Below are 21,596 nucleotides of genomic sequence, written 5' to 3'. Positions count from 1 at the left end.
GCCGCGGACTGGTCAACTTTGTAACGGGGAAACAGCGGGGTACAGCACAGTAAACGCATTCACAGGAGGCCGCCGGTGAGACGAGCGCGCCCGGGGGCGCCGCCCCGAGGAACGGGTGGCCGGGCCCTGACCAGTGTCGGAGCAGGTGCCGGCTTCGACGGGAGCCGGACCACGGAGCGAGGGGACGACCGGACCACCCGGCCCGAGCAGACGGCGGTGAGGGAGGAACGCACCCCGTCGAAGCTGTGGCACATCACGCTCAGCGTCTCGGGAGCCGACACTCCCCTGAAGGAGATCAGACGCGGACTCGAACAGCTCGCGCACGACCATCCCTTCCTGCTGACCAGCCGGTACGCCAACGACCACGCGGAGATCCGCTACTGGGAAGAGGCCCGCGATCTGCACGACGCGGCAGCTGTCGCGCTGCGGCTGTGGGGCGAGCACCGCTCCACGGCCAGGCTTCCGCCCTGGGAGATCGTCGGCCTGGAGGTCATCGACCGCGAGACGTACCACCAGCGCGTCGCCGAGGGGTACGGGCCGCCGCCGGCCGCTCCGGTCGGAGTGCACCCGTACTGAGCGGGCGACCGCGCCCGGGACGGCCGTCCCGGGCGCGGTCGTCTCGCATCACGGGATAAGTGACGGATGCCCGCAGTGTGCGCACTACCCTGCGGGCATGACCACGCTCTCGCCGTACGACAACATGTCCCCGGTCGCCCAGGCCGCCTACCGGGCACGCTCCGCCGCGGCCGACATCGCGCCGCTGCCGCGCGCGGCGAAGGACGACGCACTGCTGGCGATCGCGGACGCGCTGGAGGTGCGGACGAGCGAGATCGTCACCGCCAACGCCGAGGACGTCGCCCGCGCCCGCGAGGCCGGGACCAGCGAGTCGATCATCGACCGGCTCACCCTCACCCCGGAGCGGATCCGCGCCATCGCCGCCGATGTGCGGGACGTGGCGGCGCTGCCCGACCCGGTCGGCGAGGTCGTCCGCGGCTCGACCCTGCCCAACGGCATCGACCTGCGACAGGTCCGGGTGCCGCTCGGCGTGGTCGGGATCATCTACGAGGCCCGGCCCAATGTGACGGTCGACGCCGCGGCCCTCTGCCTGAAGTCGGGCAACGCCGTCCTGCTGCGCGGCTCGTCCTCGGCGCACTCCTCCAATGTCGCGCTCGTACGGGTGCTGCGCGACGCGGTCGGCGGTTCCGGACTCCCGGCCGACGCGGTGCAGCTGGTCCCGGGCGAGAGCCGTGACTCGGTACGGGAACTGATGCGGGCCCGCGGCCTGGTCGACGTCCTCATCCCGCGCGGCGGCGCCTCACTGATCCGTACGGTGGTCGAGGAATCCACCGTGCCGGTCATCGAGACCGGTACCGGCAACTGCCATGTGTACGTGGACGCGCAGACCGACCTCGACATGGCCGTGGACATCCTGATCAACTCCAAGGCGCAGCGCCCGAGCGTCTGCAACGCCGCCGAGACGCTCCTGGTCCACCAGGACGTCGCCGCGCGGTTCCTGCCGCGCGCTCTGGACGCGCTGGCCGACGCGGGCGTGACCGTGCACGGCGACGAGCGGGTGCTCGCATACGCCGAGGGGTCCGAGGCCACCGTGGTGGCGGCGACGCCGGAGGACTGGGAGACCGAGTACCTCTCCTACGACATCGCCGCGGCCGTGGTGGAGTCGCTGGACGCGGCCGTCGCGCACATCCGGCTCTGGTCCTCCGGCCACACCGAGGCGATCGTGACCACCTCCCAGGCCGCGGCCCGCCGCTTCACCCAGCTGGTGGACTCCACGACGGTGGCCGTGAACGCGTCCACCCGCTTCACCGACGGCGGTCAGTTCGGCTTCGGCGCCGAGATCGGCATCTCCACGCAGAAGCTGCACGCCAGGGGCCCGATGGGCCTGCCGGAGCTCACCTCGACGAAGTACATCGTCACGGGCGACGGCCACGTGCGGTGACCTCGGAACGGCCTTCGGTGACCTTCGGGGGCCGGTGAATGTTGCGGGCTCCCTGCCCAGAACGTCCCGGCGGGGCTAGTCTGGAACGGTGCCGGACGACGTGGGGGGCAGGCCGTTCCCGGACGGCTGGGAGCCCGACGACGACCGCGGGGGCGCGGACGAGGACTTCGCCTCCGTGGTGTTCGACGAGGACTTCGTACGGGCCGCCGAGATCCATGAGCCGACCGCCGTCGAGCGGCTTCTGGCAGCCGCCCAGGCACGTGCCGAGGCCGAGGCCTCGCGGGCGCGATCGGGCGGCGGCCCCCTGGACGACGACCTCTACGAAGAGGGGTACGGCCCCGGCGCGTACGGCCGTGAGGGTGCCTTCGACGACCCGCTGGACCTCGACGACGACGGGTACGACCGCAGTCCCTACGGGCGCCACGGCGGCGCTCTGCGGCCCTACCGGGGCGCCGCGCGCTGGCACCGGCCGGTGGCGTGGCTGCTCGCGGTGCTGATGGGCATCGGGATGGTGGCGCTGGCCTTCAGCGCCGTCTACCGCAACTCCTCGGGCAGCAGTCAGGACCCCGTCCCGCCGCCCGCCACGACCGGCGTGGACAGTGCTCCCGGCACCGTCCCCGACGCCACTCCACCGGCCGCCACCGGCTATCCGCGCCCCACGGTGTCCGCGATCCCCCGCACGGACTGAGAAGCGAGCCGGGCTCCCGGACTCCTTGCGTACGCCCGGGTACGTCCCGCTCTCTCGGCATTCCTCGCACCGTCTTCCTCGCACGCCCCGAAGGCGTGCGAGCGGGCTGTGGCGGAACTTCCGTCCGGTTCTTCCGCAGTTCTCCCTCGGTTCTCTCGCGGCCGGGCGTTTACCCCGGTCCCGATCGACCTACCCTGAAAGTGTGACCCCTCTTCCCGAGGGGGCTTCTCACTCGTCCGTACATGCGCAGTCGTGCGACGTCATACGAACTCATGACGGGCAGGCCCTGTCCGAAGCCATTCGGCCGAAGCAGAGCGAAGCGTTACGGCCCCGGTCGGTGACGTGGAGTCGGGAGAAGTCATGGCAGACCGCGGAGAACCACCAGAAGGCCCGTCCGAGAGCCCGGCGGGCGGCGGTGAGGACGAGTACCGCTCACTCGTCTTCGACGAGTCGTTCGTGCGCGCTGCCCGGCTGCAGGAATTCTCCGCCCAGGAGCGCATGCGTGACCACGCCCCTGCCGTACGCAGCCTGCCCTCCCGGCGCCTGCGCAACGGGCCCAAAGCCGCCGTGGCCCTGGTGCTCCTGATCGCCCTGGCCTTCGGAATGGCCGTCTACATGGGCCTTCGCCACCCCTACGAGGCACCCGTCGGCGGACGGGCCGAGCCGCTGAGGTCCACCGTCATACCCCTGGCTCCCCAGGGTGTCGTGCCGGGCGGAACGGCCGCGGCCCTCCTCGCGAAGAGCCCCGCCGCACACTTCGCAACAGGTGCCGCAGGCATCAATCTCCCGGCGATCAGACGGACGGACAACTTCTCGGACAGCCAGGTGGCGGCCGCCCTGACCACCGCCAAGGACTATCTCGTCGCCTCCTCGCTGGACCCCGACGTACTCACCGGTGCGGCGGTGCGCCCGGTGGAGCTGCTGCTGGACCCGGACCAGACGGCCCAGTTCGAGCAGAGCATGAACCGGCCGCAGGACGACGGCCGTCATGCCGCGACCGGGTGGCTGGTGCGGTTCGACCCGGCGAAGGTGGCGCTGGCCGCTTCGGACATCAGGGTCCGCGGCACCCTGAGCTACGCCGAGGAGGGGTCCGACACGCTGGAGGTGGTGTCGGACCACACCTTCACCTACACGCTCCGCCCGGCCGTCGCAGGGCCCCAACAGGCGGGCGACGCCTCGCTCTTCACCGTACGGCGCGAGCTGCACTTCCGCTTCGACCGGGATGACCTGCGGCTGCACCGGCTGGAGCTGCGCACCAGCTACGTCCAGGCCGGGCCGCAGGCGTGCCAGGCGGACAGCACCGGCGCGCTGCGGCCGCTGCTCGCCGGGCAGCGCGCCGTCCCCCGGGGCCCCGCGGGCACCGACCCGTACGCGACGGGCCGGCCCACGGCGGCGCTCTGCGGGACCCTGGCGATCAGCTCCCCGACGGCCCCTGCTCAGTCCCCGGCCCCTCAGGGTCCCCCGGCTCATTCCGCCTCGCCGAGTCCCCGGAGCCGTCCGTAGCGCCGCCCTTGCCGGCCGGGCTCCCGCCCTGGCCGGTGAACTTGTCGCGGAGCTTGCCGCCCAGGTCCCCGGCGCCCCCCGCTATGTCGCCGACCAGCTTCATCAGCGGGTCCTTGCTGGAACGCACCGTGTCCGCGTAGTGGGCCGCGGACTCCCGGAAGGAGTCGGTCACCGAGGTGTCCTTGTCCTCGTCGCGCCGCGGGTAGTGACCGTCCATGATCCGCTGGTAGTCGCGGGTCTCGGACCACTTCTTCAGCTCGGCCGCGCGCACCGTGGTGAACGGGTGCGAGCGGGGCAGCAGGTTGAGGATCTTGAGCACCGAGTCGCGCAGATCGCCGCCCTTCTCGTACTCGTCGGCCTGGGCGAGGAAGGCGTCCACATTCATCTCGTGCAGATGATTGCCGCCCGCGATCTTCATCAGACCGCGCATCGACGCCTGCAGATCCTGGCCGACGAGCAGCCCGGCCCGGTCGGCCGACAGCTCGGACTTGCGGAACCACTCGCGCAGCGCCGTCACGATCGCCATGATCGCGACATTGCCGAGCGGGATCCAGGCGACCTTCAACGCGATACTGGTGAGGAACAACAAAATCGTGCGGTACACCGCGTGGCCGGAGAGCGCGTGTCCCACCTCGTGGCCGATGACGGCCCGCATCTCCTCCTCGTCGAGCAGTTCCACCAGCCCGGTCGTGACCACGATGATCGGCTCGTCGAGGCCGATGCACATGGCGTTGGGCTGCGGGTCCTGGTTGACGTACATCGGCGGGACCTTCTCCAGGTCCAGGATGTAACAGGCGTCCCGAAGCATGTCGTTGAGATGGGCGAACTGGGCGTCGCTCACCCGGACGGAGTCGGAGAGGAAGAGCAGCCGCAGACTGCGCTCGGGCAGCAGGCCGCTCAGCGTCTTGAACACGGTGTCGAAACCGCTCAGCTTGCGCAGGGCCACCAGGGCCGAGCGGTCCGCCGGGTGTTCGTAGGCCCGGGAGGAGATGCCCGCGAAACGCCTGCGCTGCCTGCTCGGCACGTTCTCGTGGCTCTCGTGGCTGCGTTCGGTCATGAATGGGCCCCCTGTTCGTACGAGATGTCGCTCGCCCCCCTGACAAATCCCAGCCTAGGCGCTGGGGCTACGGTGTGCGGGGGGCTGTGGACAACTGAGGAGACGCCCGACATGCCGCATACCGTTGCTCTGCTCGCCGCCGCGTCCGGGGAACAGGGGCCCGGCAACACGCTTCGCATCGTGCTGCTCGCCTCGCTCGTCGGAGCCGTGCTGCTCGGCTGGTTCCTGCTCCGCGGATACCGCAACGACGACAACAACGACTGAGTCGGCGTGAGCGTGCCCAGGGCTCCCGCATACGATGTGCGCGACGTCTTCCTTCCGACTCCCGATCGATAGGTCCTGCCGAAGATGAGCCTCACGAGCACCGCACACCAGCTGGTCACTCTCGCCTCCGAGGGCGGCGAGCACGGTGGCAACCACGAAAGCCTCAGCCCGTACATGACCGGGGGCGGTGCGTTCGTCGTGCTGCTGCTCCTGCTCTGGATCACCACTCGCTTCAACCGCGACCGCTGAGGCGAAGGCGTACACCTGTGCCAGTAGGCTCTGCACGCATGGGAGAGCAGGAAGTGCCTACCGGCCGCGGAAAGCGCCGACTCGGCGTGATGGGCGGGACCTTTGACCCGATTCATCATGGACACCTGGTGGCGGCCAGCGAAGTGGCCGCCCAGTTCCACCTCGACGAGGTGATCTTCGTTCCGACCGGGCAGCCGTGGCAGAAGAGCCACAAGCACGTCTCCCCGGCCGAGGACCGTTATCTGATGACGGTCATCGCGACGGCGTCCAACCCCCAGTTCTCGGTCAGCCGGAGCGACATCGACCGCAGCGGGCCCACGTACACCATCGATACGCTGCGGGACCTGCGCGCGATCCATGGCGACGCGGACCTCTTCTTCATCACCGGCGCCGACGCGCTCTCCCAGATCCTCACCTGGCGGGACGCCGACGAACTCTTCTCGCTCTCCCACTTCATCGGTGTGACGCGCCCGGGGCACGTGCTCACGGACGCCGGGCTGCCGGAGGGCGGGGTCTCCCTCGTGGAGGTTCCCGCGCTGGCGATCTCGTCCACGGACTGCCGTGAGAGGGTCGCGCAGGGGGATCCGGTCTGGTACTTGGTGCCGGACGGCGTGGTCCGCTACATCGACAAGCGCCAGCTGTACCGCGGCGAATGAGCGACGCAGAGGGGCACCGGTGAACGACCGACAGAACCCGTACGACCCGTACTACCAGCAGCAGCCGCAGATCATCGGCTACGACGAGTACGGGCAGCCGGTGTACCAGCAGCCGCAGCAGGCCCAGCCGCAGACGTACGACCCGTATGCGCAGCAGCCTCAGCAGGCCCAGCAGCCTCAGCAGGCCGGTCAGGAGTACGGCTACGACCCGTACGCCCAGCCCCGGACCCATCCGCAGCAGCCGCAGGCGTACGACCCGTATGCGCAGCAGCCTCAGCAGGCCCAGCAGCCGCAGCAGTCCCAGCAGCAGGCATACGGCGGCTACGACGCATACGGCTACGACACCGGCGGGCAGCCCGCCGCGGTCGACACCACCCAGCAGTGGAACATCCCGCAGCAGGCGGCCGCGCAGCCGGCCCCGCCCGCGCCCGCTCCGCCCGAGCCGGAACCCGCGCCCGTGCCGGACTCCGGGGCGGAGCCGGACGCGGCCGTTCCCGGGCAGCGCCGCGCCGACCGCGACTACCGCACCGAGCAGTTCTCCTTCATCGAGGAGCCCGACGAGGACTCCGAAGACGTCATCGACTGGCTGAAGTTCACCGAGAGCCGCAGTGAGCGGCGCGAGGAGGCACGGCGTCGCGGCCGCAACCGCATGGTCGCGCTCATAGTCGTGGTGGCCCTGGTCGTGGTCGGCGGTGTCGGCTATCTCTGGTCCGCCGGAATGATCCCGGGCCTGTCCGGCTCGGACGAGGACAGCACGGCATCGACGGGCCCGCAGAAGCGGGACGTCATCGTGGTCCATCTGCGCAACACCAAGCAGGGCGGCACCTCCACGGCGCTGCTCGTCGACAATGTGACGACCAAACAGGGCACGACGGTCCTGCTGCCCAACTCGCTCGCGGTCGCCGACGAGGACGGCAACGCGACCACCCTCGGCAAGTCCGTCAAGGACGACGGCACCACCGGAACCCGCGAGTCCATCGGCACCCTCCTCGGCACCGACATCAGCGGCACGTGGCGGCTCGACACCCCGTACCTGGAGACCCTTGTCGATCTGGTCGGCAACATCGAGGTCGACACCGACACCGATGTGCCGGACCAGAAGAAGGGTGCCGCCCCCCTGGTGAAGAAGGGCGAGGCGCAGACCCTGAGCGGCCAGATGGCCGTCGCGTACGCCACCTACCAGGGGCCGGGCGAGGCCGAGACGAAGCAGCTCACACGGTTCGGGGAGGTCATGCGCGGCGTGCTGCGGAAGATCTCGGACGACCCGAAGGCCGCCACGGTCACCGTGCAGACGCTGGCGCAGATCCTCGACCCCTCGCTTCCCGAGAAGGACCTGGGAGCCTCCCTGGCGAAGCTCGCCCAGCACGCCAAGATGGGCGACTACAAGACGGCGGTGCTGCCGGTGCAGGCCGACGGATCACTCACCGACGCGGCCACCGAGAGCGTCGTCAAGGACATCCTGGGCGGCTCGGTCAAGGCCCCGGATGCCGGCGCGGACGCACCGGTGCGGGTCGGCGTCAAGAACGCCACCGGGAACGAGGACGGCACGGGGTCCGCGCAGATCAAGCTGGTCAACGGCGGCTACACCTTCGTCGGCGGCGGAACGGCCGGGACCGTGGCGACGTCCGAGGTCGTCTACCGGAGCGCGGCGGACAAGGAGAAGGCGACGCAGGTCGCCAAGACCCTGGATCTGCCGATGGAGGCGGTCAAGCAGGGCAAGCCCGCCGCGAACGCGGATGTGTCCGTTCTGCTCGGCCAGGACTACAAGATCAAGTGACCCGCGTCCGGCCGTCCGGACGATGTCGATTCGATCTCCGAACAATCGCTGCGTGGGCTGTCGGCGGTCCGTGAGACCCTAGAGGTCTCTCTGACCGCCGACGAAAGCCTGCATGTGACCGCCACGGACCGCTCCATCGAGCTCATCAACGCCGCCGCCCAGGCGGCCGCCGACCGGCTCGCGCACGACATCATCGCGTACGACGTCAGCGACGTGCTGTCGATCACGGACGCCTTCCTGCTGGCCTCGGCCCCCAACGACCGCCAGGTCAAGTCGATCGTCGACGAGATCGAGGAGCGGCTCCAGAAGGAGCTCGGCGCCAAGCCGGTACGCCGCGAGGGCGACCGCGACGCGCGCTGGATCCTCCTCGACTACGTCGACATCGTCATCCACGTCCAGCACAGCGAGGAGCGTGTCTTCTACGCGCTGGAGCGCCTCTGGAAGGACTGCCCCGAGATCCCGCTTCCCGAGGACGCCGTCAAGACCCGCGGCAAGGCCGAGGAGCACGCCCGGCTCGTCGGCGGCACGGAAGGTGAGCAGAGCTGAACGGCAGCACGAGCGGCAGGGGCCGCAGGATCGTTCTCTGGCGCCACGGCCAGACGGCCTGGAATCTGGAGCGCAGGTTCCAGGGGTCAACCGACATCGCGCTCACCGAGGCCGGAGTCGGGCAGGCCCGGCGGGCCGCCCGGCTGCTGGCCTCGCTGAAGCCGGACGCGATCGTCGCCTCCGACCTGCAGCGGGCGGCGGCCACCGCCGCCGAGCTCGCCGCGATCACCGGCCTCGAAGTCGCGCACGACGCGGGACTGCGCGAGACCTACGCGGGCGCCTGGCAGGGGCTCACCCACGACGAGATCCTCGGGCAGTACGGCGAGCAGTACGCCGCGTGGAAGCGCGGCGAGGCCGTGCGCCGCGGCGGCGGTGAGCTGGAGACCGAGGTCGCCGACCGGGCCGCCCCGGTCGTGCTCGGACACGCCGACAAGCTGCCCGAGAGCGGCACGCTCGTCGTGGTCAGCCACGGCGGCACCATCCGCACCACCATCGGCCGGCTGCTGGGCCTGGAGGCGCACCACTGGGAAGGACTCGGCGGGCTCTCCAACTGCTGCTGGTCGGTGCTGGGCGAGGGTGCGCGGGGCTGGCGCCTGCTGGAGCACAACGCCGGCACACTGCCCGAGCCGGTGCTCGGCGACGACACCTGAGGCCGTCCCGACCCCGGCACCGGCCGGATTTCACTTTCCGGCAGGTCACAGGCTAAAGTTCTTCTTGTTCGCAGCGCGGAAACGCAGAGAAACACAGCGAACAGCGGGGCTATAGCTCAGTTGGTAGAGCGCCTGCATGGCATGCAGGAGGTCAGGAGTTCAATTCTCCTTAGCTCCACAATCAGGATCCCGTCCCCTGCAGGGGGCGGGATCTTTGCATGCCGCTCTTCAGCCCTCCCGGCGCCGCCGCAGCACGGCAACCCGTTCCCTGCTCTCCTCGTCCGCCGGTGTGTACGCCACGATCCGGCACTCCGGCAGCCCGTTGACGGACAGCGACACCGAGGTCATCCGCATCTCCCCGGCCACCGCCCGGTGGCGGAAGGTCTTCACCCGCGGCCCGGGCGGGGCGACGGCCCCGCTGCGCCACAGCTCGGCGAAGTACGGGCTGGCGGCCGAGAGCCGTTCGACGAACGACTCCCAGGCGGGCTCGCCCGTATGGCGCCCGTACGCGCCCCGCAGCGTGGCCACCATGATCGGCAGCTCCTGCGTGCGGTGAACGACGGGAGAGGCCTCTTCGGAGACCGTGAACAGCGTCCACAGCACGTTGCGTATCCCCGCTCCCACGGTCTCGGGGACGACGAACAGGTCGCGATAGGCGGGGTTGGTGGCCAGGACGTCGTACCTCGTGTTGTAGACCACGGCGGGGTGCGGATCGAGCGCGTCGATGATGCCCTGGATCTCCGGCCCCACCTCGATGGCGTCGGACTGCCTGCCGGGTGCGTAGGCCACCTCCGCCAGGTGGTAGAGGTGTTCGCGCTCCGACGCGTCCAGCCGCAGCGTGCGCGCCACGGCGTCCAGCACCTGCGGGGAGGCGTTGATCGGACGGCCCTGCTCCAGCCAGGTGTACCAGGTGACACCGACGCCGGAGAGCTGCGCGACCTCCTCGCGGCGAAGGCCCGGGGTGCGGCGGCGCAGGCCGGGTGCCATGCCCACATCGGCGGGTGTCACCCGCGCCCGGCGATTGCGCAGAAACGCAGCGAGCTCCGGACGCCGCCGGTGACGGCCCGTCGGGTTCTCCGCCGGATGCGCCGCCTGATGTGTCGTCACCGTAGTCACACCCCCCATGGTCGGTGCCCCGCAGGGGAGTTGCCAGGTGCTGTCGGTACCAGCATCAGCGGGCTCTCGTTACCCGTATGCGGCCGGGGCCAGGCTCGATGTCATGACGACGGCCTCCGAGGCAACTCCACATTCCGTAACCAGTGAAGACTCCACCACTGACAACCGCTCGGCGAGAGTGCTCGCGCTGGTGCTCGCGGCCCAGTTCATGGCGCTGCTCGACATCTTCATCGTCAACGTCGCCGCCCCGACGATCCGGAGCGAACTCGGCGCCTCCGGCGCCGGTTTGCAGCTCGTCGTGGCCGGCTACACCATCACGTACGCGGTGCTGCTCATCACCGGCGCCAGGCTCGGCGACCTGCTCGGACACGGCCGGGCCCATCTGGCCGGGCTGTTCGTCTTCACCGCCGCCTCGCTCGCCTGCGGACTCGCCGCGGGAACCGGGCAGCTGATCGCCTTCCGGCTGGTGCAGGGCGCGGCCGCCGCGGTGATGATTCCGCAGGTGCTCAGCCTCATCCAGCGCCACTTCACCGGTGAGGCACGGGTCCGGGCGCTCGGCGCCTACAGCGCGGTGCTCGCCACCGGGGCGGCGGCCGGACAGGTGGTCGGCGGGGTGCTGGTCAGTGCCGATCTGTTCGGCGCGGGCTGGCGGCCTGTCTTCCTGGTCAACGTGCCGATCGGGCTCGTCCTGCTGGTGCTCGGCATCAGGGTCCTGCCGCGCGAACCGCGTACCGCGCCCGGCAGGGTCCGGGCCCGGGGCCGCGGCCTCGATCTGCCGGGGCTGGTACTGCTCGCCGCCGCCGTCACGCTGTTCACCGTTCCCCTGGTGCTCGGGCAGGAGCTGGACTGGCCGGTTTGGTCCCGGGTCTGCCCGGCCGCGTCCGTGGGGCTCTTCGCGGGCTTCGTCGGACACGAGTCACGGCTGGCCGCGCGCGGTGGTGCGCCCCTGATCGCGCCCGGGGTGCTGCGCGTTCCCGGCATCGCCCGGGCCGCGCTGCGCCTTCTTCTGGTGATGGCGATCAATGCGGGCTTCCTCTTTGCGATGACGCTGCACGTCCAGGGAGGTCTGGGTTACTCGCCGTTGCGCGCGGGTCTGATGTTCGCGCCGACGGCGCTGGTGTTCGGTGTGACCGGACTGACCTGGCGACGGTGGCCCGCCCGGCTCCAAGGGGCCCTGGTACCGGGCGGGTTCGTACTCATGGCCGCAGCCGCCGTGGCCGTCGGGCTGCTGATGCGAGACGGCGGCGACGGCGGTCCCGCGCTGTACGTGGCCTTCGTGGTGATGGGTGCCGGGATGGCGCTGGGCTTCGGCCCCACCCTCACGAGGGCGCTGGCGGACGTACGTCCCAAGGACGCGGCCGACGCGAGCGGCGCACTGGTGACGGTCACCCAGCTCGGTCAGCTGACCGGGGTCGCCGCGCTCGGCACGCTCTACCTCAACCGCCTTGACGCACAAGGGGCGCAGGGGTCCGGGCACGCGTTGTGGGTATGCGCCCTCGCCCTCTTCGTGGCCGCCGTGGCAGGGGCTGCGGCGGGTCTCGTACGGCATCGGTGAACGGCCGGAACTCCGGCGGGCTTCCCCTCTTGCGGGGTCATGGCAGAATCGGAGCGCCGGAGGGGGCCGACGGACCGAACGGGAGGGAGCGCGCGATGCCTGCGAGCCGCCACGAGGTCCCCGACCTGCCCCTTGTTCCCGGATTCCCTGCGACTCGCGGCCAAAGCCGGAGCTGACCCATGGGTGCACACAGGCGGAAATGCGACTGGTGCGGCAGCGGCACGCCCATCGTCAGGGACATGGACCCGATCAATCCGGAGTACCAGTACTGGTGCGAGGAGTGCGCGCGGGCGCTGATCATAAAGGGCGACCCGATCGAGACCTATCGGGAGCTGGAGGGGGAGCCGATCTACGGCCGGCTGCTGGAGGAGCACTGCACGCTCAAGCGCTTCTACTCCTTCGCCACGGCTTGACCCCCGCCGGCATCGGCGCGTCCGGCCACCGAGGCGATGTCGCAGAACCGGTCAAATCGGCGCGACGGGGAATCGATTTGGTGGACCGGTGGGGTCACCGGTAATGTTCTCGATGTCGCCGGGGGAACCGGGCGGAAAACAGCACGGGGCTATAGCTCAGTTGGTAGAGCGCCTGCATGGCATGCAGGAGGTCAGGAGTTCAATTCTCCTTAGCTCCACAGTGAAGAACGCGAAGCGGGTCATCCTTACAGGGTGACCCGCTTCGCGTGTGTGTTCAGGGCGCACCCGCGAGCCCGCCACCGTTCCACCTGCGGAAAGCCGGGAGGGTGCCGTACGGTCGCGCCCGCCGCCCTGTCCACGGTCCGGCCGCGCCCGGCCCGGTTCCGGGCCCGTGCGGTACCCTGACGCCATGCGTGCCGTACGCCTTCTGCTTAGCGAGCCGCGCTGATCAGTCCCGACCGGTGAGAATGCCTGGTCGGAATCGGCGCGGCGTCCCCTCCTGTGCGAGGGGATTTTTCGTTTCCGTAGACGCGTGTCCGTAGACATGGGCGCCGGCAGATGACGATCGATGGAGCTTTGAGGATCATGAGCGAGACGACTTCCGCAGCCGAGACGGCTGCGCCGCACCGCTACACGGCGGCGATGGCCGCCGACATCGAGGCACGCTGGCAGGACTTCTGGGACGCAGAGGGCACGTACGAGGCGCCGAACCCGAGCGGTGACCTGGCGGGCGATGCGGAGCTGGCCGCGAGGCCGAAGAAGTTCATCATGGACATGTTCCCGTACCCCTCGGGTGCGGGCCTGCACGTCGGTCACCCGCTGGGCTACATCGCCACCGACGTCTTCGCCCGTCACCAGCGGATGACCGGGCACAACGTGCTGCACACCCTGGGCTTCGACGCCTTCGGCCTGCCCGCTGAGCAGTACGCGGTGCAGACCGGCACGCACCCGCGGGTCTCCACCGAGGCCAACATCGAGAACATGACCGCTCAGCTGCGCCGGCTGGGCCTGGGCCACGACAAGCGCCGCTCGTTCGCCACGATCGAGTCGGAGTACTACAAGTGGACCCAGTGGATCTTCCTGCAGATCTTCAACTCCTGGTACGACACCGAGGCCGACCGGGCCCGCCCGATCGCCGAGCTGGTCGCGCAGTTCGAGAGCGGCGCACGCCCCACCCCGGACGGCCGTGACTGGAGCGCGCTGAGCGCCGTCGAGCGCGCCGACGTGCTGGGCGACTACCGCCTGGCGTACGCCTCCGACGCGCCCGTCAACTGGTCGCCCGGTCTGGGCACCGTGCTGGCCAATGAAGAGGTGACGGCCGACGGCCGCTCCGAGCGCGGCAACTTCCCCGTCTTCAAGGCCAAGCTGCGCCAGTGGAACATGCGCATCACCGCCTACGCCGACCGGCTGCTGAACGACCTGGACGGGCTGGACTGGCCCGAGGCGATCAAGCTGCAGCAGCGCAACTGGATCGGGCGCTCCGAAGGCGCCCGTGTCGACTTCCCGGTCGACGACGTCAGCAGCATCACCGTCTTCACCACCCGCCAGGACACCCTGTTCGGCGCCACCTACATGGTGCTGGCACCCGAGCACGAGCTGGTCGAGCGGATCACCCCGGCCGCCTGGCCCGAGGGCACCCATGCGGTGTGGACCGGCGGATATGCCTCCCCGGCCGAGGCCGTCGCCGCCTACCGCAAGCTGGCCGCCGCCAAGTCCGACGTGGAGCGGCAGGCCGAGGCCAAGGACAAGACCGGTGTCTTCACCGGTGCGTACGCGACCAACCCGGTCAGCGGCGAGAAGGTCCCCGTCTTCATCGCCGACTACGTCCTGATGGGTTATGGCACCGGCGCGATCATGGCCGTACCGGCGCACGACGCGCGCGACTTCGCCTTCGCGCGCGCCTTCGAGCTGCCGATGCGCTGTGTCGTCGAGCCGTCGGACGACCGCGGCACGGACCCCTCGGCCTGGGACGACGCCTTCGGCTCGTACGACGCGAAGCTGGTCAACTCCGCCAATGACGAGATCTCGCTGGACGGTCTGGGTGTCGTCGACGCCAAGGCGAGGATCACCGAGTGGCTGACGGCGCACGGCGTCGGCGAGGGCACCGTCAACTTCCGGCTGCGTGACTGGCTGTTCAGCCGCCAGCGCTACTGGGGCGAGCCCTTCCCGATCGTCTACGACGAGGACGGCGTCGCCCACCCGCTGCCCGAGTCGATGCTGCCCCTGGAGCTGCCGGAGGTCGACGACTACTCGCCGCGCACCTTCGACCCCGACGACGCCGACACCCAGCCCGAGACCCCGCTGTCCCGGAACGCCGAGTGGGTCAACGTCACCCTGGACCTGGGCGACGGCTACGGTCCGAAGAAGTACCGCCGTGAGACCAACACCATGCCCAACTGGGCGGGCTCCTGCTGGTACGAGCTGCGCTATCTGGACCCGAACAACGAGGCGAAGCTGGTCGACCCGGCGATCGAGCAGTACTGGATGGGCCCGCGCGAGGGCCAGCCGACCGGCGGTGTCGACCTGTACGTCGGCGGCGCCGAGCACGCAGTCCTGCACCTGCTGTACGCCCGTTTCTGGTCCAAGGTGCTGCACGACCTGGGATACATCTCGTCCGCCGAGCCGTTCCACAAGCTGTACAACCAGGGCATGATCCAGGCGTTCGTCTACCGGGACAGCCGCGGCATCGCGGTCCCGGCGGCCGAGGTCGAGGAGCGCGACGGAACGTTCTACTACCAGGGCGAGAAGGTCAGCCGCGTCCTGGGCAAGATGGGCAAGTCCCTGAAGAACGCCGTCACGCCGGACGAGATCTGCGCCGAGTACGGGGCGGACACGCTGCGCCTGTACGAGATGGCGATGGGCCCGCTGGACGTGTCGCGGCCGTGGGACACGCGCGCCGTCGTCGGTCAGTACCGGCTGCTGCAGCGGCTGTGGCGCAATGTCGTCGACGAGGAGACCGGTGCGGTCACCGTCGTCGACACGGAGCCGGGCGAGGAGACGCTGCGTGCGCTGCACAAGGCGATCGACGGCGTCGGCCAGGACATGGCCGGGATGCGCTTCAACACGGCGATCGCCAAGGTCACCGAGCTGAACAACCACCTGACCAAGGCGGGCGGCCCGCTGCCCCGGTCCGTCGCCGAGTCGCTGGTGCTGCTGGTGGCACCGCTGGCCCCGCACATCGCCGAGGAGCTGTGGCGTCGGCTGGGCCACACGGAGTCGGTCGTGCACCAGGACTTCCCGGTCGCCGACCCGGCGTATGTCGTGGACGAGACCGTGACCTGCGTCGTGCAGGTCAAGGGCAAGGTCAAGGCGCGCCTGGAGATCTCCCCGTCGATCTCGGACGAGGAGCTGGAGGCGCTGGCGCTGGCCGATCCGGCCGTGGTGGCGGCGCTGGACGGCGCCGGCATCCGCAAGGTGATCGTGCGGGCACCGAAGCTGGTCAACATCGTCCCGGCGTGATGTCACGGCGTCCCGCGTGAGGCGCTGACCGCGCCGCGCGATGGTGTGGGGGCATTCCCCTAAGGGCAGGTCTGGGGTTCCGGAGGAACCCTCGGCCTGCCCTTTCCGTTTACGGTGGAGGGGCCGGCACCGGCAGCCGAAACGACACCGAGGGGCGCTCATGGAAGCCGTGATCCTGATTCTGGGGTTGCTCTTTTTCGCCTTCGTGGCCCTGGGCGTGTACGTGGGCGTCAAAGCCATCGGCGCTGCGAAGCGCGGTGTGGACCGTACGATCACACAGGCGCGGCGCACCGTCGAGGAGACCACGCTGCGGGCGAAGAGCTTCGGCCAGGCGGGCGTGGGCGGGGAGCTGGCGCACCTGCGGCTGGCACTGCGCACATCCATGCGGGCCACGCAGGAGGCGCTGCGGGCGGGATCCGTCGAGGACGCCTCGCTCTCGGAGTCGCTGGGCCTCTTCCAGAGGCTGAGTGTGCACGGGCGGGAGCTGGACGAAGAGCTGAAGAAACTGGAGCGCGATCCCGACCGGGCGACCGTCGCCTCGCTGCTGCCGGGCCTGAAGCAGCGTACGGAACGGATCACGCACTCCGCCGACTCGCTGCGGTGGGCCGCGCTGGACCGGGCGCGGAGGTTCACCGACGACGATCTTGACGCGCTGAACGCACAGATCGACGTGGAGGCCGGAGCGCTTCGGCACTGGACGGTGGAGACGGACACGCCACAGGGCCAGGGCCAGGGTCAGGGTCAGGGGCAGGGATACGGGCAGGCGCAGGAGCGGGGGCAGGGGCAGGGGAGCGGGCCGGCCGACGGAGCGGCCCGGTCGATCACGGCTCCGGACCCGCGACGGCAGACCGAATATCCGTGGCAGAAGGCGGCCCGGCCGGAAACGACGAACTGAGACGTTCGATGACCGGCTGCGACAGGATGCGGTCCGAAGAGGTCAGGAGAGATCATCCGACCGGGGTCGGACTGCCGGGACACGGACTCGCCAGGTAACCTCCCGCTCATGTCCCGCCATGTCGCGATCGTCACCGATTCCACGGCCTACCTGCCGCCCGAGACGATGGAGCGGCACGGCATCACCGCGGTGCCGCTGACCGTGGTCCTCGGTGATCAGGCCCTGGAGGACGGCACCGAGATCTCGGCCCGTTCCCTCGCGGTGGCGCTCCAGAAGCGTCGTCCCGTGACCACGTCCCGGCCGAGTCCGGAGGTGTTCGCCGCCGCGTACCGTGCGGCGGCCGAGGCCGGGGCCACCGGCATCGTCTCGCTGCACCTCTCGGCCGAGATCTCGGGTACGTACGACGCCGCTCTGCTCGCGGCGAAGGACGCGCCGGTTCCGGTACGGGTGGTGGACACCGGGATGGTCGCCATGGCCCTCGGTTTCTGTGCCCTGGCATCGGCGGAGACGGCGGAGGCGGGCGGAAGCCTGGACGAGGCGGTCGCCGCCGCGGAGAAGCGGGCCGCGGGCACCTCCGCGTACTTCTACGTCGACACGCTCGACTACCTGCGCCGAGGCGGCCGCATCGGGGCCGCGCAGGCGCTGCTGGGGTCGGCGCTCGCCGTGAAGCCGCTGCTCCAGCTCGACGGCGGACACATCGACCTGCTGGAGAAGGTACGGACGGCCTCGAAGGCGATCGCGCGCCTGGAGGAGATCGTCGTGGAGCGTGCGGGCAGCGGCCGTGTGGACATCGCCGTGCACCACCTGGCGGCACCCGAGCGGGCCGAACGGCTCGCCGAGCGGCTGTGCGAACGGGTGCCGGGTCTGGTCGATCTGCATGTGAGCGAGGTGGGCGCGGTGATCGGTGCGCACACCGGGCCCGGTCTGCTCGGGGCAGTGGTCTCGCCGCGCTGACCCGGGGCCGGCGACTCCGCCGGTCTTCTGTGCGTCACCCCCAGGGGTGGCCGAGTTGTCCACAACTGGTCGGTTGTCCACCGGAATCGGGGCTGCTCGGCGGGTTCGGGCAGATGTGCCTACCGTCGTGAGGCATGACTCTCCGATCACCTCGTGCAACCAGTGGCAGCGGTCCCGGCCGGGCCCCGGCCTCGGACGTCCGTGTCCGCAGCGGACCCGGTCGGCGGTGCTCGTCGTCGCGCGGGCGGGCGGAGGCCATGGCCGCGGCTTCCCGCCGACGGGCGGACGCCCTCATGACGGATGTGTCCGGTGGACGGGTCGCGCGGCCCGTGCCGGGGGTGGCTCCTGCCCCTGCTTCTGCCCGGGCTCCGGTCTCGGCACCGCCTCCGAGCTCGGCCTCGGCTCAAGCCCCGAACCCGAGCCGGAGCGCGAACCCGAGCCGGAGCGCGAACCCGAGCCCGAGCCCGAGCCCGAGCCCGAGTCCGGCTTCCGGTGCGTCGGGGCGGTGGTGGGAGCGGCCGGGTCCCGCGCTGCGGGAACGGATTCCGGTCTGGTTGCAGCTCAGATGCGGTCTGGAGCCGAAGACCCTTGCGGCGCTGGCCGTTGTCCTGGTCGCTGCCGGAGTCCTTGCCGCGATGCACTTCTGGTCCGCGCGTCCGCACTCCGTTCGCGCGCCCGATCCGGTCGACGAGGCCTCGCACGCCCGGACATCGACCCCGGTGCCGGACGCCGCCCCGGCGCCGGAGCCGTCACCGGGGCCACCGCCCGCGAACGGGCCGGGCGGACGCATCGTCGTCGACGTGAGCGGAAAGGTGCGAAGGCCCGGGGTCCGTCAACTGCCGTCCGGAGCAAGGGTCGCCGATGCGTTACGCGCGGCGGGCGGAGTCCGGGACGGAGCCGACCTCACCGGACTCAACCGGGCACGGGTGCTCATGGACGGAGAGCAGATCGTGGTGGGCGCCCCGTCCGGCCCCGCAACCGTCGGCGGCCCGGTCGGTGCCGTGCCGGGCGGCGGCGGGAGCTCTCCGGCCGGCCCGGTCAGCCTCAACACCGCGACCCCCGAACAGCTGGACACGCTGCCCGGGGTCGGCCCGGTCCTCGCCCAGCACATCGTCGACTACCGCACACAGCACGGCGGTTTCCGCTCCGTCGACGAACTGCGTGAGGTCAACGGGATCGGTGACCGCCGGTTCGCCGACCTCCGACCACTGGTGGGGCCGTGAACGGCCCGGACGTCCACGCGGCGTCGGGCCGTCGGCTCGGCGCCTCCGATCCGCGGCAGGAGGGCCCGCTCGATCTGCGCCTGGTCCCGCCGGCCATGGCGGCCTGGGCCGGAGCCGCGTCGGCGCTGAGTGCGCCGGGGCGGTGGACCATCACGGGCGTGATGCTCTGCGTGGGCGCGGCCATGGTGCTCCTTGCCGTGTCGGGGGTCTCGGCGACCCGGGCTCTGCGCAGGGCGACCGAGGGCGGAGGGGAGGGTGAGAACGAAGGGGAGCCCGAGGATGCGGAGGAGGGCGGGGGCGGGGCGAGGGGCGAGGCTGCGGTACGCGGTCGGCGGCGGCCGCGGGTCACGGCGACCGCCACCGCCGCGGCGCTGCTCTGTGCGGCAGCCGGGGCCGCGTCGGCCGGGTTGCACAGCGCGGACGTACGGGAGGGGCCAATCCACGCGCTCGCCCAGCGGTTCGCGAGGGTCGAGGCGGAGGCGACGGTGACGTCCGACGTCCGGCAGACCCGGCCCCGGGTGCGCGGCGACCGCAGCACGCCCGCATCCCTCCTCGTGGACGCCGAGATCACACGGCTGACCGGCCCCGACGGCGCGGTCACCGGGCTGAGTACGCCCGTGCTGCTGATCGTCTCGCCCGGCGACGGCTCGACGGGGCAGTGGCAGCGGTTGCTCCCCTCCACCCATCTGCGTGTCGGCGGCCGACTGGCGCCACCGTTGCACGGCGGGGAGCGCAGCGCCGCCGTCCTGCGTCCCGAGGGCAAGGGGCCGCCGCGCGTCATCGGACCCCCCTCCCTCCTCCAGCGCACCGCAGGCGCGCTGCGCGGTGGTCTGCGGCAGGCGACCGAGCGGCTCGAACCCGATGCGCGGGCTCTTCTGCCGGGCCTGGTGGTCGGCGACACCTCACGCGTCACCCCCGAACTGCACGAGGCGTTCAGGGCTGCCGACCTCACCCACCTGATGGCGGTCTCCGGTGCCAACCTGGCGATCCTGCTCGTCCTCCTCATCGGACCACCGGGTACGGCGCTGCGCGTCGAACGCCGCGGACTGGCACCCCGGTTGGGGATCCCGCTGCGGCTGACGGCGCTGCTCGGCGGTGGGCTCACCCTCGCCTTCGTCATCGTCTGCCGGCCCGAACCGAGCGTTCTGCGGGCAGCCGCCTGCGGGCTGATCACCCTGCTCGCCATCGGCACGGGGCGGCGCAGATCACTGATTCCCGCGCTGGCAGCCGCCGTTCTGCTGCTGGTGCTCCACGACCCGTGGATGGCGCGCAGTTACGGATTCGTCCTCTCCGTGCTCGCCACCGGCGCCCTGCTGACCATCGCCCCGAAGTGGAGCGACGCGTTGCAACGGCGCAGGGTCCCGTCCCGGCTCGCCGAGGCGCTGGCCGCGGCGGCCGCCGCGCAGGCGGTGTGCGCGCCGGTCGTCGTGCTGCTCGCCTCCCGGGTCAGTCTGGTGGCGGTCCCGTGCAATCTGCTGGCCGAGTTCGCGGTGGCACCGGCCACGGTCCTCGGGTTCGCCGCGCTCGCCCTGGCGCCGGTGGCCATGCCGGTGGCAGAGCTGCTCGCCAGGATCGCGGGATGGCCGGCCGGGTGGATCGCCACGGTGGCCCGCACCGGGGCGGCCCTGCCCGGAGCGGAGATCGACTGGCCCGACGGCGGTAAGGGGGCGGTGCTGCTCACCGTGCTGACCGCTGTGGTGGTGCTCCTCGCCCGTCGGATCGTGCGCCATCCCTGGGTCTGTGCGGCCGCAGCCCTGCTGTTGGTCCTCGCGGTGCTGCGACCGGTACCGCTCACCCGGGTGCTGACCGGATGGCCGCCGCCGGGCTGGGCGTTCGCGATGTGCGACGTGGGGCAGGGAGATGCCCTGGTGCTGGCCGCGGGGGAGGGCGCGGGGGTCGTCGTCGACGCCGGGCCCGATCCCTCTCTCGTCGACCGGTGCCTTCACGAGCTCGGCATCACCGAGGTGCCGTTCCTGGTCCTGACCCACTTCCACGCAGACCATGTGCGGGGCCTGCCCGGTGTGCTGCGGGGCAGGGCGGTGGGGGCGATCGAGACGACGAGCCTGGACGAACCGCCGGACCAGGTCGCGTTCGTACGGAGAACGGCGGCCGGGGCGCGGGTCCCCCTGGTGCGGGCCGTGCCGGGGGAACGCCGACGGATCGGGGCGCTCGACTGGCGGGTTCTCTGGCCGGCGAACGCCACAGGGACCGGTGGCACTGCGGCAGGCCCGGGCGCCGGGCCCGTACCGCTGGAGCCGAACGACGCCAGCGTCACCCTGTACGTCCGGTCCGGCGGGTTGACCCTGCTGCTCCTGGGAGACCTCGAACCACCGGCTCAGCAGGGGCTGTTGCGCAGGTATCCCGCACTGCCGCGGGTGGATGTGCTCAAGGTCGCCCATCACGGCTCCGCCCACCAGGATCCCGCCCTGCTGCGCAGCGCGCACCCGCGGTTCGCCCTGGTGAGCGTCGGCAGGGACAACCCGTACGGTCACCCGGCCGCGCGTACCGTCGACGCGCTCAGAGCGGGCGGCGCGGTGGTGCTGCGTACGGACACCGACGGCGCGATCGCTGTGACGGACGGCGGGCCGGATGCCGGGCGAGGACTGCGGGCGGTGAGCCGGTCATGATCAGCCC

Annotated in this window: 19 protein-coding genes and 2 tRNA genes; 19 read left to right on the top strand and 2 right to left on the bottom strand. The window is 71.0% G+C overall.

The annotated features are described in order from the left end of the window. Positions 1–75: 75 nt before the first annotated feature. The 4 genes from ACWCPY_RS08520 to ACWCPY_RS08505 all read left to right on the top strand — a co-directional run bounded on the left by ACWCPY_RS08520 (position 76) and on the right by ACWCPY_RS08505 (position 4,148). A complete protein-coding gene (locus ACWCPY_RS08520; RefSeq protein ID WP_329821046.1) occupies positions 76–576 on the top strand; it encodes a hypothetical protein in 501 nt (166 codons plus the stop codon). 97 nt (positions 577–673) lie between these two features. Then, positions 674–1,957, top strand: a complete 1,284-nt coding sequence (locus ACWCPY_RS08515) for a glutamate-5-semialdehyde dehydrogenase (RefSeq protein ID WP_451263583.1) — start codon at positions 674–676, stop codon at positions 1,955–1,957. 88 nt (positions 1,958–2,045) lie between these two features. Continuing rightward, on the top strand, positions 2,046–2,645 hold the full coding sequence (locus ACWCPY_RS08510) for an SCO2584 family spore wall biosynthesis protein (protein ID WP_451263582.1): 600 nt from the start codon (positions 2,046–2,048) through the stop codon (positions 2,643–2,645). A gap of 360 nt (positions 2,646–3,005) precedes the next feature. Beyond that, positions 3,006–4,148, top strand: coding sequence for an SCO2583 family membrane protein (locus ACWCPY_RS08505; RefSeq protein ID WP_451263581.1), 1,143 nt, complete (start codon positions 3,006–3,008; stop codon positions 4,146–4,148). Here the strand turns inward: ACWCPY_RS08505 and ACWCPY_RS08500 are convergent. Further along, positions 4,060–5,205 (bottom strand): M48 family metallopeptidase, encoded by a 1,146-nt coding sequence (locus tag ACWCPY_RS08500; RefSeq protein ID WP_451263580.1) that lies wholly within the window; start codon positions 5,203–5,205, stop codon positions 4,060–4,062. The genes ACWCPY_RS08505 and ACWCPY_RS08500 overlap by 89 nt on opposite strands. A gap of 111 nt (positions 5,206–5,316) precedes the next feature. Between ACWCPY_RS08500 and ACWCPY_RS08495 the strand changes: the two genes are divergently transcribed. From ACWCPY_RS08495 to ACWCPY_RS08465, 7 genes are all read left to right on the top strand, one after another. After that, positions 5,317–5,469, top strand: coding sequence for a hypothetical protein (locus tag ACWCPY_RS08495; RefSeq protein ID WP_177328010.1), 153 nt, complete (start codon positions 5,317–5,319; stop codon positions 5,467–5,469). Positions 5,470–5,553: 84 nt separating this feature from the next. Then, positions 5,554–5,718, top strand: a complete 165-nt coding sequence (locus ACWCPY_RS08490; RefSeq protein ID WP_329821051.1) for a hypothetical protein — start codon at positions 5,554–5,556, stop codon at positions 5,716–5,718. 38 nt (positions 5,719–5,756) lie between these two features. Continuing rightward, the gene (nadD, locus tag ACWCPY_RS08485; protein WP_124717753.1) at positions 5,757–6,374 is read left to right on the top strand and encodes a nicotinate-nucleotide adenylyltransferase; all 618 of its coding nucleotides are present in this window, start codon (positions 5,757–5,759) and stop codon (positions 6,372–6,374) included. A gap of 19 nt (positions 6,375–6,393) precedes the next feature. Then, positions 6,394–8,151 (top strand): LCP family protein, encoded by a 1,758-nt coding sequence (locus ACWCPY_RS08480; protein ID WP_451263579.1) that lies wholly within the window; start codon positions 6,394–6,396, stop codon positions 8,149–8,151. A 114-nt stretch (positions 8,152–8,265) separates the two neighbouring features. Then, positions 8,266–8,697: a ribosome silencing factor gene (rsfS, locus tag ACWCPY_RS08475; RefSeq protein WP_451263577.1), complete on the top strand. Its 432-nt coding sequence runs from the start codon at positions 8,266–8,268 to the stop codon at positions 8,695–8,697. Further along, positions 8,694–9,347 carry a histidine phosphatase family protein gene (locus ACWCPY_RS08470; RefSeq protein ID WP_451263723.1) on the top strand — a complete coding sequence of 218 codons (654 nt, stop codon included), beginning with the start codon at positions 8,694–8,696 and terminating at the stop codon, positions 9,345–9,347. The genes rsfS and ACWCPY_RS08470 overlap by 4 nt, the downstream gene beginning before the upstream one ends. A 105-nt stretch (positions 9,348–9,452) precedes the next feature. Next, positions 9,453–9,525, top strand: a tRNA-Ala gene (locus tag ACWCPY_RS08465). A gap of 50 nt (positions 9,526–9,575) precedes the next feature. Here the strand turns inward: ACWCPY_RS08465 and ACWCPY_RS08460 are convergent. Then, positions 9,576–10,472 (bottom strand): helix-turn-helix transcriptional regulator, encoded by an 897-nt coding sequence (locus ACWCPY_RS08460; RefSeq protein WP_451263576.1) that lies wholly within the window; start codon positions 10,470–10,472, stop codon positions 9,576–9,578. Between the two features lie 94 nt (positions 10,473–10,566). Between ACWCPY_RS08460 and ACWCPY_RS08455 the strand changes: the two genes are divergently transcribed. The 8 genes from ACWCPY_RS08455 (at position 10,567) to ACWCPY_RS08420 (ending at position 21,589) form a co-directional block, all read left to right on the top strand. Further along, positions 10,567–12,018, top strand: coding sequence for an MFS transporter (locus tag ACWCPY_RS08455; protein ID WP_451263575.1), 1,452 nt, complete (start codon positions 10,567–10,569; stop codon positions 12,016–12,018). Positions 12,019–12,197: 179 nt separating this feature from the next. Next, a complete protein-coding gene (locus ACWCPY_RS08450) occupies positions 12,198–12,431 on the top strand; it encodes a hypothetical protein (RefSeq protein ID WP_015608461.1) in 234 nt (77 codons plus the stop codon). A gap of 145 nt (positions 12,432–12,576) precedes the next feature. Then, positions 12,577–12,649 (top strand) — tRNA-Ala (locus ACWCPY_RS08445). 367 nt (positions 12,650–13,016) lie between these two features. Beyond that, on the top strand, positions 13,017–15,890 hold the full coding sequence (leuS, locus tag ACWCPY_RS08440; protein WP_451263574.1) for a leucine--tRNA ligase: 2,874 nt from the start codon (positions 13,017–13,019) through the stop codon (positions 15,888–15,890). A gap of 160 nt (positions 15,891–16,050) precedes the next feature. Continuing rightward, entirely contained in the window at positions 16,051–16,785 is a 735-nt protein-coding gene (locus ACWCPY_RS08435; RefSeq protein WP_451263572.1) for a hypothetical protein, read from the top strand. Positions 16,786–16,893: 108 nt separating this feature from the next. Continuing rightward, entirely contained in the window at positions 16,894–17,739 is an 846-nt protein-coding gene (locus ACWCPY_RS08430) for a DegV family protein (RefSeq protein ID WP_451263571.1), read from the top strand. A gap of 554 nt (positions 17,740–18,293) precedes the next feature. After that, the gene (locus ACWCPY_RS08425; RefSeq protein WP_451263570.1) at positions 18,294–18,962 is read left to right on the top strand and encodes a helix-hairpin-helix domain-containing protein; all 669 of its coding nucleotides are present in this window, start codon (positions 18,294–18,296) and stop codon (positions 18,960–18,962) included. Beyond that, positions 18,959–21,589 carry a ComEC/Rec2 family competence protein gene (locus tag ACWCPY_RS08420; protein ID WP_451263569.1) on the top strand — a complete coding sequence of 877 codons (2,631 nt, stop codon included), beginning with the start codon at positions 18,959–18,961 and terminating at the stop codon, positions 21,587–21,589. Before ACWCPY_RS08425 ends, ACWCPY_RS08420 begins: the two co-directional genes overlap by 4 nt. Positions 21,590–21,596: the final 7 nt, after the last annotated feature.

The organism is Streptomyces sp. NPDC002403 (assembly GCF_053593015.1).
This window is presented reverse-complemented; position numbering and strand designations above follow the sequence as displayed.